Raw genomic sequence first — 14,092 nt, 5'->3', positions numbered from 1 at the left:
ATCGGCTCCCGAAGCAGAAGTGGCGGACCGGCATCAGAAGCTGAACCGCGCGCCGAGGCGATAGACGCGGCCCGAGCTGCCATATTGCGACACCGCCTCCTGGCCGTCGTAGGCGTAGCGGTTGCTCGTCTGGTTGGTCAGGTTGAGCCCTTCCGCTGAGATCGACAGGCCCTGCATCAGGTTGATGTTGATCGAGGCATCGACGTTGGTGGTCGAGCGGCTGAAGCCGAAGTCGTTGATGAGCGGGCTGTCGCAACCGACGGTCTCGACGACCGCGCCGTTGACGACGTTGCCGCCGACGGTGGTGAGGCCCGGGCTGCACGACCCCGCCGCGAGCGGATAGGTGGTGCTGTAGCCGGCACGCTGCGCGACCGAGACGCGGGCGCGGAACGCCTTGGTCTCGTAGAACAACGTCGCGTTGATCGCGTCCGGCGACACGCCGAGGAACGGCCCCTGCCCCAGCACCTGCGGCCGGGTCTGCACGCCCGCCGCGCTGACCGCACCCGGATCGAGGATGTAGTTCAGCTCCGACTTGATGTGCGTGTAGTTGAGCAGCACGCCGAGGTTGCGGAACGCCCAGGGCAGGAAGGTCAGGTTCTGCTGGAAGTTGACCTCGATCCCCTTGATGTAGCCGCCCGGCGCATCGCGATACTGGCGCGCGATGAACGGGAAATTGGCGTCGAGATAGGCGAGCTGGTTGACGTTGGTATATTGCGCCCGGATCGCGGCGCGGGTGGCGTCGTCGACGAACTGCGACAGCGGCGCGGCGAACAGCACCGTCTGCGGGAAGTTGGCGATATCCTTCTGGAACGCCGCGACCGAGAACAGGCTGCTGCGGGTGAAATACCATTCGGCGCTGAGATCGATGTTGCTCGAGCGGAACGGCGCGAGCTGCGGGTTGCCGATGGTGAACGATGCGCCCTGGTTGTCGCCGTTGTTGGGGATCGAGATCGAGGTGATCGTCGGCGACAGGTTGCCGAGCAGCGGCCGCGCCATCACCTTCGACGCGCCGAGGCGCAGGATCAGGTTCGGCACGATCTCGTAATTGAGGTTCAGCGACGGCAGCCAGTCGGTATAGTCGTTGCGGCCGACGATCGGCCGGCCCGCCTGCGACGTGCCGTTCGAGGTGACGCCGGTGAAGGCGACGCGGGTGCCGGCATTGCCGCGCAGCGACCGGCCGAAGATCTCCGTGTTGAAATCGAACTGGAGGTACAGGCCCTTGTCATATTCATCGACGCCGAACGTCGCCGAGCCGCCGTTGCGCTTCGTGGTCAGGCGCCAGTCGCCGTATTTGTTGATACAGTCGCACTGGAAGCCGAGCAGGTTGTTGAATTTGGCGAGGTCGGGGACGAGGAAGCTCGACACCGTGCCCGCGGGCGTCTGCAGCCCCTGTCCGAACGGCACCACCTTGCTGTTCGCCGCGGTGGTCGAGCCCGCCTCGAGCAGCGTCGGGTTGAGCGTGTCGGTGTTGCGTTCGCCCTGCGAGGTGGAGAAGCCGAAGCGGCGCAGCGTGCCGCCGAAGCCGATGTTGAACTGGTCGTTGACCCGCCAGTCGAAATCGGCGCGCACCGATTCATAGGTGTTGCTGACGTAGCGCTGATAGTGGCGGATCGCCGAAAAGCCCTTCACCGTCTGCCAGTTGGCGGGATCGGCGACGTCGAAGCCGAAGTCGAGCAGCGGCATGTTGCCGCCGGCGCGATCGTCGAAGGTGAAGGTCTGCGGCGAATCCATCCGGTTGAATTCGACCAGCAGGCCGGTGGAGCGGTTTACCGACTTCGACCGGCCGTAGATCGCGGTCATCTTGAAATTGTCGGCGAATTCGTGGTCGAGGCGGAAGGTCCCCTGCCAGAACTTGGTCGTATATTCCGAATAGTCGACCGCCGAGCGCATATCGACGTTGCGCAGCTTCAGATAGTCGGCGAGCCCGTTGGTGACGTTGGCATCGAGCACGTCGACGCCCGGCCGCCCGATCAGCTGGCCGCGATAGGCGAGGCCGTTGCTGGACGGGATGTAGCCGACGGAGTTCGGATTGTTGTAATAATCGTACGGATCGAGGTTGAACGGGTTGGTCGAGAAGATGTTGGCGTTGGCAGGATTGACGCCGCCCGGCACGACCGCCGCATTGCCGAGCACCGACGGTACCAATTGCCCCTGCGCGTTGAGCGCGGTGCCGAAGGCGGGCGTGGTGCCGTAGAGCGACTGGCCGCAATCCTGCGACACCGCGATGTCGCTGCCCGCCGCGGGGGTGCAGAGGCCGGGATAGGCGGCGCGCGCGTTGATCGGCGTCAGGCGGCCGCTGGCACTGTTGTAGGCGGCATTGGTGTTGTTGCGATTGAGGCCGACCGGCGACAGCTGGTTGTTCTCGCTCTCGTTATGGAAGCGCGAATAGAGGCCGTCGATCGAGACGCGCGTCTTGTCGGTGACGTCCCATTGATAGGCGCCGGTCAGGCCGAGGCGCTGGTTGCGCACCACCTGATGGGTCAGCGCCGGCAGCGCCGGGATGCGCACGGTGGAATCGTCGAACCGGCCCGGCGTGTTGTACGGCGCGCCCGGATACAGCTTCGCATATGCGGCGGGATCGGAGCCGGTCTGGAAGGCGGTCGCATCCGGATTGGCGTAGTTGAGCGTGCCGACGGGTGCGGAGAAGCCGGCGCGCTGCGTCGCGCCCTCGCCGACGAACTGGCTGCTGCGATACAGATAATCCGATGCGCCGACGCCGCGGTTATACTGGTCGATGATGTTGACGGTCTTGTTGTACGCCCCCGAGAACAGGAACCCCATGCGCTTGTCCGCACCGAAGCGGAACGAGGCGAGGCCGGCGAGGCGCGGGTTCGTCTTCTTGCTGTTCTCATTGTAGCTGGCGGTCGCCGAGCCGCCGATGCGGGTGCCCTTGAAGTCGAACGGGCGGCCGGTTTCGAGGTCGATCGTCGCGCCGAGCGAACCCTCGTCGGTTTCCGCCATCGGCGTCTTCTGCACCTTGAGCGAGCTGAACAATTCGGAGGCGAAGGTCGAATAATCGAACGAGCGGCTGCGGTTGGGGCTGGTGCCCGAATCGTTCGATCCGGCGGTCGACAGCGCCTCGATGCCGTTCAGGCGAGTGCGGTTGAAGTCGCCGCCGAGGCCGCGGACGGTGATGCCGCGCCCCTCGCCGTTGTCGCGGTCGATCGACACGCCAGGCAGACGCTGGAGCGATTCGGCGAGGTTGGCGTCGGGGAAGTCGGCGATGTCCTGCGCATTGATCGCGTCGATCTGCACGTCCGAATAGCGCTTGTCGTTGAGCGAGCTCTGGATCGAGGCGCGGAAGCCGGTGACGACGATGTCCTGCGCGCCGTCGGCCGCATCGGTATCGACCGCGCTGTCCGCGGTCTGCGTCGTTGCCGGACCGGTCTCGACCGCGCGCGACGGGCCGTCGGCGGCCGGCGTCAGCGTCGGATTGCCGCTGGTGTCGACCGCGGGGTCGGAACCGGCGGGGCGCGCCGGGCTCGCCTGCGGCGCGGCCTGGTCCTGCGCCAGCGCGGCGGGGGCGAACAGGCTCGCCAGCGCCAGTGCGCCGAGCGAGGTGCCCAGCTTCGCCAACGCGGTCGTCGAATAGGTCATGATGCTCTCCCTTGGATTGGCCGGTGCGTTCACGACGCCCAGCCTTGTAGAATGGCGGTCGGGGTGAAGGCCGCGGCCTCCCCGTCGGTCAGCCGGCGGCGCGTCGGCCCGGCGGGCGCGGCGCCCGGCCCGGTCGAGCGCCATTCGAACAGGCGCGCCTGTTGCGGCTCCAGCATGCGGCGGACGCGGGCGGGATCGGTGAACCCCATCGCCGTCCAGCCCGCCGCCTTGATATGCGCGTCCATCCGGCAGCGCAGGAACACCGCGCTGCCGAGGATCGCCATGTTGCCGCCGGCACGCCACGGCCGGCCGAGCCAGGTCGACCCGTCCGGCACGCCCGCCTCGCGCGTCAGGTGGCAGCGATCGAACACCAGCCCGAACCGCTGGTCGGCGAGCGTGCTCGGCGCGGCGATGTAGCCGGATTCGAGCGCGCCGGGGACGTGGCGGGTGACGATCGTGCACTGGTCGAACAGCGCCGCCGCGCCGCCGAAGATGAAGTCGACGCCGCCGACGATCCGGCAGCGGCGGAAGTGCGAGCGGGCGTTGACGTAGAGCGTGTCCTGATAGCCCTCGATCGTGCAGCGATCGACGCGGATGCGGTCGGCGGTGCGCGCGAGTGATAGCGCTACTGCCTGCGCACCGTTGCTGGCGTGGGAGACGGTGTCGGCGATGAAGTCGAAATCGTTGGCGATGGTGAGGCCGCGCAGGGTCACGCCGGGCGCCTCGACCGTCAGTGTCGCGGTGCGGCCGGTGCCCCAAGGCTTGCCGTCGGGCGCGATATGGCCCGCCGCGGCGCCGTAGACGATCGTCACGCCGGGCGCGGCGGCCGCGAGCGTGACGTCGGGCACCGTGACGGTCAGCTTTTCGCGATAGACCCCCGGCGCGATCGCGATGACGACCGGGCCGGGCAGCGTCGCCGCCCTTGCCAGCGCCTCCGCGATGGTTGTGATACCGGTATCATTTTTGGCGACCCGGAGCGTCGTCTTGCCCGGTGCGGCAGCGGCCGGACCGGCGACGATCAGCGCTCCCGTCGTGCCCAACAGCGTGACGGCCTGCCGCCGCGATTGGATAAGCCCCAGATTAGACGTCGAAAATATCGACACATCCCCTCCCTGTCCCACCGGTCCTATCGAACTCTGTGATAGCGCTAAATTTACGCGATTTCTTGCCACTGGCAAGCGGATATTGCTACCGGTGTCATCAGCGGTGCGACGATGCCGTGTTTGAGGGAAGGATGCGCTGATGCGACGGACGACGGGCTTTCTTTTGGGTGCGGCCGGCCTTGCCGCGCCGGTTGCGGCGGCGGTCGTCGGGCAGATGACGCCGCCGCCGTCGCTGACCGTGCAGCGACTCGCCGTGCTGCCGGCGGCGGCGCGGCCGGCGTGGCAGGCCTATATCGCGCGCTCGACCGCGGCGATGGCGCGCGACAAGGCGGCGCTCGCCGCGGAACGCCGGGGCCTCGCGACGATCCCCGCCCCGCCCCCCGAATCGAAGGCGGAGACGATGCCGCTCGACCGCGATCCCGCCTGGTATGCGGGGCCGGAGGCGCAGGCGATCGCCGACAATATCGTCAGCTACCAGACGCCGACCGGCGGCTGGGGCAAGAATCAGGATCGCAGCGCACCGCCGCGGGTCCCGGGCCAGATGTACCTGCCGTTCGACGGCAAGGCGGGCATCTATGCCGCGCAGGACGGCGCGGGCGGATGGAGCTTCATCGGCACGCTCGACAATGATGCGACGACCAGCGAACTCGCCTTCCTCGCGCGGGTGCAGGCGGCACGGGCCGGTTCGGCGGGCGAACGCTATCGCACGGCATTCGCCAGGGGCCTGCGCTATCTGCTCGCCGCGGAACTGCCCGGCGGCGGCTGGCCGCAGGTCTATCCGTTGCAGGGCGGCTATCACGACGCGCTGACGCTCAACGACGACATGATGGTGAAGGCGACGGCGCTGCTGCAGAAGACCGCGGCGGGCGACGGCGACTATGCCTTCGTGCCGGCGGATCTGCGCACCGCCGCGCGCGACGCTGCGGCGCGATCGGTCGCGACGATGCTGGCGACGCAGGTGCCGTCGGCGGGGCGCCCGTCGATCTGGGCGCAGCAGTACGACCCGCTCACCCGCACGGCCGTCGGCGCGCGCAACTTCGAACCGATCGCGCTGGCGACCGCGGAGAGCGCGGCGCTGCTCCGTTTCCTGATGGCGCAGCCCGATCCGAGCCCGGCGGTGAAGCAGGCGATCGCCAGCGGCGCCGACTGGTTCGCCGCGCATGCGCTGCGCGACGTGGCGTGGACGCGGCCGGCGGGCGCGGACGGGCGGCGGCTGGTGGCGGCGCCGGGTGCGGGACCGCTCTGGGCGCGCTTCTACGATCCGGCGACCGGCAAGCCGATCTACGGCGACCGCGACCGCTCGATCCGCGACGACGTCAACGACGTGAGCCTCGAGCGTCGCAACGGCTATTCCTGGTTCAGCACGTCGGGGATCGGCGTCGCGACGGCCTATGCCAAATGGCGGCAGCGCCACGGCGGGTGATCGCGCCGCATGCCCCCGGACGCGCCGCTGTTCCGCGACGATCCGGGGGACGATGCCGCTGAACCGCCGAGACAATCCTAACTCCCACCGATATAGTATAGATTGCTTGCCCGGTGCGGGGCGGCTGCGCATCCTGCCGCCATCCCCGCCCGGGCGAGGATATGTGCTTCACGGCGGAGGGACGGCATTTGGTCCAGCAGGCAGTGCGCGACACCGGCGCTTCGCGGTCGATCGAATGGCCGACGATGGCGCTTGCGGTGGTGATCTACGCCGGCTGGCTGCTGCTCACCGCCGTCCACGCACGGCTGCCGGCGCCGGTCGCGATCGCGGCCGGGGCGTGGCTGATCGCGTGGCACGGGTCGCTCCAGCATGAGACGATCCACGGCCATCCCACCCGCTGGCGCGGGATCAACGCGCTGATCGGCGGCGTGCCGCTGGCGCTGTGGCTGCCGTTCGCCTGTTACCGGCGCGACCATATCGCGCATCACGCGACCGATCATGTCACCGATCCGCTGCGCGATCCCGAATCGCGCTATGCCCGACGCGCGACCGGCATGCGGGGCAGGATCCGGCTCGCGCTGACGGCGGCGCAGGCACCGCTGCTCGGGCGGCTGCTTCTGGGGCCGGCGGTGGTGATCTGCGGCTTCCTCACCGGCGAGGTCCGTCGCGCGGTGTCGTCGCCCACCCTCGTCCTGCGCGACTGGAGCGTGCATCTGCTCGGCGTCGTCGCGATCCTCGCCTGGCTGCGGCTGTGCGGCATGGGCATCGGCAGCTATCTGCTGATCGTCTATGCGGGGACGTCGCTGACGCTGCTGCGGTCCTTCGCCGAACATCGCGCCGCGCCGGTATCGGATCACCGCGTCGCGGTGGTCGAACAGGCAGGGCTGTTCGGCATCCTGTTCCTCCACAACAATCTGCATGCCGCGCATCATCGCGCGCCCGCGCTGCCCTGGTATGCGCTACCGCGTTTCTACGCGGACCACCGGACCGACCTGCTGCGCCACAATGGCGGGCTGCTCTATCGCGGCTATGGCGAGGTGTTCCGCCGCTATGCGCTGCGCCCGCACGACGTGCTGGTGCATCCCGATCATGCGCATTGACCGGCCATGAGCCGGGTCGCCTCGCTGGGGATGTACGACCTGCCGCCGCTCCACGCCGCGAACGACCGGCTGTGGCGGGCGATCGCGGACCGGCTGCGGCAGGCGGGGGTGACGGGTGTTCCCGAGCGGCTGGATCGCGACCGGCCGCTCGACGCGATCTGGGACGATCCCGCGCTGTTGCTCGCGCAGACCTGCGGCTATCCGCTGACGACGCGGTGGCGCGATCGGCTGACCTATGTCGCGACGCCGCTCTACGAGGCGCCGGGGTGCGAGGGCCATTGCCACCGCAGCCGTTTCGTCGTTCGCCGCGATGATGCCGCCACCGACCTCGGCGCGCTCGCCGGGCGACGCGCCGCGATCAACGACGCGACGTCGAACACCGGCATGAACCTGCTGCGCCGGGCGGTCGCGCCACTCAGCGCCGGCCGCCCCTTCTTCGCCGGCGTCGTCGTGACCGGGTCGCACGCATCCTCGCTGGACGCCGTGGCGCAGGGCGCGGCGGACGTCGCCGCGATCGACGCGGTCACCTTCGCGCATCTCGCGGAGCAGCAGCCTGCGCTCGCCGCACGGATCCGGACGATCGGGTGGAGCCTGCCTGGCCCCAACCTGCCGTTCGTCACCAGCCGGTCGACGGACCCGGCCCTCGTCGACCAACTGCGCCGCGCCGTGGACGACAGCATCCTGGCCGAACCCGAAGCCGCACGGGCGCTGCGGCTGCGCGCGAGCCGGGACATCGGCCTCGCCGCCTACGATCGTGTCGGCCGGATCGAGGCGGAGGCGTGCCGGCTCGGCTATCCGGCCCTGCAATGACGCAGGCGACGGCCCCGGCGCGTCAGCCGGCGCCGTCCGCCAGCGGCGGGCCGAACACCGACCAGCCGGTCCGGTCGCACAGCATCTCGAGCGCGCGGACGCCGAGAATACTGTTGCCATGCTGGTCGAGATTGGGCGACCATACCGCGACCGAGGCGATATCCGGGACGATCGCGAGGATGCCGCCGCCCACGCCGCTCTTCGCCGGCACGCCGACCCGCAGCGCGAAATCGCCGGAGCCGTCGTAATGGCCGCAAGTCATCATCAGCGCGAGCACCCGTCGCCGGCGGCGCGCGACGGCATCGGCGTCGGCGTCCTCCGGATGGCGCCGCGTCGCGCTGAACGGCAGGCCGGCCCGCGCCAGCTCGCAGCAATCGAGGACGATGGCGCATTGCCGGACATAGGCCTCCATCACCGCGTCCGGGTCGGAGTGCAGATTGCCGTGGTGGCGCATGAAGCTCATCATCGCGCGATTGAGATCGCCGCCCTCCTGTTCGGAGGCGAGCACCTCCGCGTCGGCGACGATCCGGTCGAGCCCGGCGCGGCGGCGCACGTCCTCCGCCACCGCGCTCGCCTGCCAGTCGTCGGCAAGCGCCTCGACCAGCATGTCGACCACGACCAGCGCGCCGGCGTTGACGAACGGATTGCGCGGAATGCCCTCGGTCCGCTCGAGGTCGACGATCGAGTTGAACGGGTCGCCCGACGGCTCGCGCCCGACGCGGTCGAACAACGCGTCGCCCTCCGCACCGAGCGCCATGTCCAGCGCGAAGACCTTGGAAATGCTCTGGATGGGGAAGCCGGTCTCCGCATCGCCGGCGGTGACGATCGCCCCGGAAGCCAGTGCGACGGCGATGCCGAACGGCCCGGGCGCGACGTCCGCCTTGCGATCCGCCGCGGCCTCGATGGCGGCGGCGTCCCGGCGGATCGTCGCGGCGATATCGGTGACGATCCCGGTCAGCGCGCTCATCGCCGTGCCGCCACACCGTGGGTGAGCCGACCGTTCGACGGGGCATCGCCCCGACCGCATTCGCTATGCACTGCCATGATGTCTCCCGGTGCCGCGGGCCGACGCCGGCGGTCTCCGCAGAAAGCCCGGACCATGGCGCATGTTCCGGCGCGGCGGCCGGTGCCGCCCGGTCCTGCACGAACCGGGATCGACCGCGGCCGGCGCCTGATCCGCACCTTGCCGATGGAAAGCACGTCCCTAGATCGGCGTTGCCGCGGCGGGACGCCCGCGTTCCCGTCCAAACCTGCCCCAACGAAGGATCACCGATGAGCAACGATCCCTACACGCCCCCCGCCGTCTGGACCTGGGACCGGGAGAGCGGGGGCCGCTTCGCCAACATCAACCGACCGATCGCCGGCGCGACGCACGATGCGCCGCTGCCGGTCGGCCGGCATCCGTTCCAGCTCTATTCGCTGGGTACGCCGAACGGCGTCAAGGTCACGATCCTGCTCGAGGAGCTGCTCGCGGCAGGCCATGCGGCGGCCGAATATGATGCCTGGCTGATCCGCATCGGCGAGGGCGACCAGTTCGGCAGCGGCTTCGTCGCGGCGAACCCCAATTCCAAGATCCCGGCGCTGGTCGATCGCCGCGGTGCCGAGCCGGTGCGCGTCTTCGAATCCGGTGCGATCCTGGTCTATCTTGCCGAGGCGTTCGGCGCCTTCCTGCCGCCGGCCGGCCCGGCGCGCGCCGAATGCCTGTCGTGGCTGTTCTGGCAGATGGGCAGCGCCCCCTTCCTCGGCGGCGGCTTCGGCCATTTCTACGCGTATGCGCCCGAAAAGTTCGCCTATCCGATCGACCGCTATGCCATGGAAACGAAGCGGCAACTCGACGTCCTCGACCGCCGCCTCGCCGACAGCGAATTCGTCGCCGGGCCGGACTATACGATCGCCGACATGGCGATCTGGCCCTGGTACGGCCAGCTCGCCCAGGGCGCGCTCTATGGCGCGGGCGACTTCCTCGCCGTGCAGGACTATCGCAACCTCCAGCGCTGGACCGAACAGATCGCCGCCCGCCCCGCCGTCCAGCGCGGCCGGATGGTCAATCGCGTGACCGGCGAACCCGCCAGCCAACTCCACGAACGCCACGACGCGAGCGACTTCGCGACGCGGACGCAGGACATGCTGCAAGGACAGGGTTAGCGGACCGGGGTGCGCGGGCTGGCTGTCGATGGGTCGGATCGCGGGCGGAGTGGCGGAGACGGAGGCCGCTTCCACTTGTTCCAGCGTGTTCCCGTAGCTTCCTTAAATGACTGTTTCTTTTGACTTTTTAAACAATAGGTTCCTGTACGATCCTCGACAATCAGCCGCTTTCCAAAAATTAGTGTTGGGCGTTATGATGGGCGCGAATCCAACGGGCAATGTTGGGCGGAGGTTAGAATGAGCGGTTATAAGCCAGCCGGTAGGCATCGGGAAAAGGTACTTACTGCCGCTACCGTCCGTAACCTCGGCGAAGGTTTCCATTCCGATGGCGGAAACCTCTACCTTAAGGTTGATCCCTCCGGCGCTCGTCGTTGGATTGTGCGGCTTAACATCCAAGGCAAACGCCGTGACATTGGTCTGGGGTCAGCAGCATTGGTAACCCTCGCGGAAGCCCGCGAAGCTGCTCTACAGCATCGAAAGGTTGCGCGGGCAGGCGACGACCCATTAGCAGCCAAGCGGCGTGCCAAAAGCATTCCTACGTTCAAGGAAGCTGCCGAACAGGTCCACGCCCATAACGAAGTTGGATGGAGGAACGACAAGCACAGGAAGCAGTGGCTGTCCTCTTTGGAAACCTACGCGTTCCCAGTGCTTGGATCGAAGCGCATCGATAAAATCGATAGCCACGACGTAACCATTGCTCTTGATGACATTTGGACGACTAAGTACGAAACAGCACGACGTATTAAACAACGCATCGGTACGGTTCTAAAATGGGCGATCGCTCGTGGTTATAGGACCGACAATCCCGCTGACGTTGTCCAGCAAGCCTTGGCCAAGCATGACCGATCAAAGGTAAATCGCATGAAGGCCTTACCCTATGGTGAGGTTGCAAATGCGATTGCCACGGTGAAGGCAAGTAAGGCTTCCGACGTTACTAAACTCGCAGTTGGTCTATTAATTCATACCGCCTGTCGATCCGGCGAGGTCCGTGGGGCGGAATGGTCGGAGTTCGACTTGGACAAGCGAGTTTGGTCGATTCCAAAAGAGCGGATGAAGGCCAAAAAGGAGCATCGGGTTCCGCTGACCGAGGCCGTCTTAGCCATTCTGGATTCGGCGGCGGAACACCGTAAGGAAGGAAGCGACCTCGTTTTCCCCGGCTCCAAGGGCAAAACGCCAGACGCAGCGGTCAAGCCGCTAAGCGATATGACCTTGTCCAAACTGATGAAGGAACTTGGCATCGCCGCCGTTCCCCATGGATTCCGTTCAAGCTTTCGAGACTGGGCTGGCGAAACGACAAACCATCCCCATGCGGTTATTGAGCAGGCCCTTGCCCATGTCATTCAGAATAAAGCGGAGGCCGCTTACGCCCGTTCCGACCTGCTGGAACGCCGCCGCGATTTAATGGCGGAATGGAGTGTCTTTTTGGCCACAGGGGCTAGTAAGGTCAACTAATTGAACCCTTTTATTCCCCGTAAAAACTTTAGCTTATCTAAAATCCTCTTCTTTAAAGTGGCTAAATAAATATCTCATTTTGTTCGCCTTACTCCGTGTTGACTGCCGTCTTTGCTTCGATCTAGCACACCTTCATCAGCGATTGGAGGAATAACGTGGAAGCAAATAGGATCATGCGCCGCCCAGAAGTGGAGAAGACTGTAGGCCTTAGTCGCAGTGCTATTTACGCGGCTATGGATCGTGGTGATTTTCCCCGGCCCATTCAAATCGGACGTAGGGCCGTCGGATGGAAATCCAACGATGTAAGCGCATGGCTTGATGCACGCCCTACATCCTTCGGATGGTAAACTACTTCAAGCGCCTATGTTAACGTTCTACACCAAATATGCGTTGTTTTTTAAACTTAATTAAACCGATTAATTTTGATTCTTTATAGAACTGATAAATTGCTTCTAATTTTCTATTTTCTGATTCAGTATCGATGCTTGTTTTTTAATTAAAAGAATCAAGACCGATATAGCCCCCCCCCCTTCCCTTACTCCACTATAGTATCGAATTGGCAACGTAGCGTCACCGCACGTGCTGAAACGATGCTACTTACCTTGGATTCTGCGATGAAAAAGCATGCCAGTAATGAACTAAGGTCTCGTGTAAACTCTTTGCTTAAATGTGCTAGGGAATGGTCAGTCGCACCTTCCTCGGCTACCGACGATGATATCGATCATAGGCCCAAAAAATCCGATGCCTCGGAGAAAACTGGCTTGTTCATGACCCTAATGTATGAACCTCACTCCGAAGAAGCGAAATCCTTCGCTGCTAAGCTTGTTGATGGAATGAACCAGTCCAGCCGTGGTCCTAAGCTTGCTGCACAAAACGCGCTTGGCATTATCGCTGCCGACCTAATACGCGCCGTAGGTGAAGGCCCGCTGACCTACCTCTACCGCTCTGTTGGGGCGGGAACCTTCGTTGATAGTGCCGTCAATTGGCGACCCTTCACGCGCGCCTACAAAGCGTTAGCCGAGCAAGGAATGTTGATCGTGGAACCGGGTGTCGTCGCCTTTGCTCCCGGCTGGAAGGGCTTGGCCACTCGTTTCCATCCGACGCCAGCGCTAACTGACCTGGCTGCGAAATTTGGGATCGATGCGACGGAATTCGGCAAACATTTTCGGCCCGTATTCGCACGGCCTAAAGTGCAGCGTCCCATCAGCTTACGTGCAGCGTCCAAGCGACAACACGGCGCATACGGACACAGAATCTTTGGCAAGCCGATGACGGTTGATTATGCCGATCCCGTCGTGGTGGCACTTGCCCGACAGGTAGACGAGATCAACGGCGCTATCGGCAACACGCCTATCAGTGCGCCCCACCTCGGCTTTCGGCGCATCTTCAACCAAGGCGATGAAGCGGGCGTTCATTACGACCGAGGCGGACGGCTGTATTCCATCGGCGGCGGCTACCAGCAGCTTAGCGGCGACAAACGTTCGCGAATGACCATCGACGGTGAACCCGTCGTAGAGTGGGATATCTCTTCGAGTCACCTGACGATTGCCATGATGAAGCTGGGCTTGCCCGTGCCAGCTACCGGCGATCTGTACGCCGTGCCCGGTATCCCGCGTGCTATCGTGAAGCTTTACGTCAACGCTTCGCTAGGTAACGGCAAACCTATTGGCAAATGGCCTAGCGATGCCATTGAGCAATATGCTCGGGCTGGGACACCGGAAAAGCCTAACAAAACGAAAGAAAGCATTCTTGCCGACGGATATAAATACACCGGCAAGCTGGGTACAGACTGGCCAGTCAGGCTCCTTACAAAGAAGGTATTACCTCACTTTCCTGTCCTTGGGCTTGTCAATGGCGCAGGCATCAACTGGGGTGTTCTACAGTTCGAGGAAAGCCGGGTCGTCGTTGATGCTGTACATGAACTTTGCACCATCCACGGGGTTGTCGCCCTGCCGGTGCATGACTCGATCATCTGCCCGGCATCTGCGGCCTTCCTCGCAAAGGACGTTCTAGCGCGTCATTTTGAGGATAAAATTGGTGCAACCCCAACCTTAAGGTGCAAGTAGAACAGGAGTGTGGGGCAGAACCCTCGAAAAGGCCGAATTCTCGACCATACAGCGTAGAAACACCTTGGCAGGGTATCGAGGTAGCTGAAAAGGGCATTTGGCGTTCTACGGTCGAGAAAACGGCCTAAATCGGCCTACCATCAGGGTCGCCGAGGGTGTCCTGAATAACCTGTCACGTAGCGGCGTTTGAACGAATGCCGATTTAGCGGCGGCGTCCAGCCTTTACCAATGCCGCCGCCGACACCCCACAAACCGCGATGGCAATCGCCAGCCCGGCAAGTGCCGCCCATGCTGCACCTTCGCCGCCAGCAACGTAGCCGCCAACGGCAAGCCCGATCAGGGGAAGGACGAAAAGCAGCAGGCATCCGAAAGCGATCATGGGGCGACCTGCATTCT

At 64.9% G+C, this 14,092-nt stretch carries 11 protein-coding genes; 7 read left to right on the top strand and 4 right to left on the bottom strand.

Annotated elements, in window-relative coordinates; all coding sequences use genetic code 11:
• Positions 1-33 precede the first annotated feature (33 nt).
• Together AC1RTO_RS15785 and AC1RTO_RS15780 are read right to left on the bottom strand one after the other, a co-directional pair.
• On the bottom strand, positions 34-3,597 hold the full coding sequence (locus tag AC1RTO_RS15785; RefSeq protein ID WP_493161755.1) for a TonB-dependent receptor domain-containing protein: 3,564 nt from the start codon (positions 3,595-3,597) through the stop codon (positions 34-36).
• Between the two features lie 29 nt (positions 3,598-3,626).
• The gene (locus AC1RTO_RS15780) at positions 3,627-4,637 is read right to left on the bottom strand and encodes a pectinesterase family protein (protein WP_493161754.1); all 1,011 of its coding nucleotides are present in this window, start codon (positions 4,635-4,637) and stop codon (positions 3,627-3,629) included.
• Positions 4,638-4,839: 202 nt separating this feature from the next.
• Here AC1RTO_RS15780 and pelA point away from each other — a divergent pair, with 202 nt between their 5' ends.
• The 3 genes from pelA (at position 4,840) to AC1RTO_RS15765 (ending at position 8,033) form a co-directional block, all read left to right on the top strand.
• Entirely contained in the window at positions 4,840-6,123 is a 1,284-nt protein-coding gene (gene pelA, locus AC1RTO_RS15775; protein ID WP_493161753.1) for a pectate lyase, read from the top strand.
• A 188-nt stretch (positions 6,124-6,311) separates the two neighbouring features.
• Positions 6,312-7,223 carry a fatty acid desaturase gene (locus AC1RTO_RS15770; protein WP_493161752.1) on the top strand — a complete coding sequence of 304 codons (912 nt, stop codon included), beginning with the start codon at positions 6,312-6,314 and terminating at the stop codon, positions 7,221-7,223.
• A 6-nt stretch (positions 7,224-7,229) separates the two neighbouring features.
• Complete coding sequence (locus AC1RTO_RS15765; RefSeq protein WP_493161751.1) at positions 7,230-8,033, top strand: phosphate/phosphite/phosphonate ABC transporter substrate-binding protein; 804 nt, start codon at positions 7,230-7,232, stop codon at positions 8,031-8,033.
• Between the two features lie 22 nt (positions 8,034-8,055).
• Here the strand turns inward: AC1RTO_RS15765 and glsA are convergent, their stop codons facing one another.
• Complete coding sequence (gene glsA / locus AC1RTO_RS15760) at positions 8,056-9,000, bottom strand: glutaminase A (protein WP_493161750.1); 945 nt, start codon at positions 8,998-9,000, stop codon at positions 8,056-8,058.
• A 305-nt stretch (positions 9,001-9,305) separates the two neighbouring features.
• Between glsA and yghU the strand changes: the two genes are divergently transcribed.
• The 4 genes from yghU (at position 9,306) to AC1RTO_RS15740 (ending at position 13,696) form a co-directional block, all read left to right on the top strand.
• Positions 9,306-10,178, top strand: coding sequence for a glutathione-dependent disulfide-bond oxidoreductase (yghU, locus tag AC1RTO_RS15755; protein ID WP_493161749.1), 873 nt, complete (start codon positions 9,306-9,308; stop codon positions 10,176-10,178).
• Positions 10,179-10,415: 237 nt separating this feature from the next.
• Positions 10,416-11,630 carry a tyrosine-type recombinase/integrase gene (locus tag AC1RTO_RS15750; RefSeq protein ID WP_493161748.1) on the top strand — a complete coding sequence of 405 codons (1,215 nt, stop codon included), beginning with the start codon at positions 10,416-10,418 and terminating at the stop codon, positions 11,628-11,630.
• Between the two features lie 173 nt (positions 11,631-11,803).
• Positions 11,804-11,977, top strand: coding sequence for a helix-turn-helix transcriptional regulator (locus AC1RTO_RS15745; RefSeq protein ID WP_493161747.1), 174 nt, complete (start codon positions 11,804-11,806; stop codon positions 11,975-11,977).
• A gap of 267 nt (positions 11,978-12,244) precedes the next feature.
• On the top strand, positions 12,245-13,696 hold the full coding sequence (locus AC1RTO_RS15740; protein ID WP_493161746.1) for a hypothetical protein: 1,452 nt from the start codon (positions 12,245-12,247) through the stop codon (positions 13,694-13,696).
• Between the two features lie 202 nt (positions 13,697-13,898).
• Here the strand turns inward: AC1RTO_RS15740 and AC1RTO_RS15735 are convergent, their stop codons facing one another.
• A complete protein-coding gene (locus tag AC1RTO_RS15735; protein WP_493161745.1) occupies positions 13,899-14,075 on the bottom strand; it encodes a hypothetical protein in 177 nt (58 codons plus the stop codon).
• Between the last annotated feature and the right edge of the window lie 17 nt (positions 14,076-14,092).

The organism is Sphingomonas sp. GW821-FHT10F09 (assembly GCF_058809195.1).
Note: the sequence above shows the minus strand (reverse complement) of the source record. Positions and strands in the feature narration are given on the sequence as shown.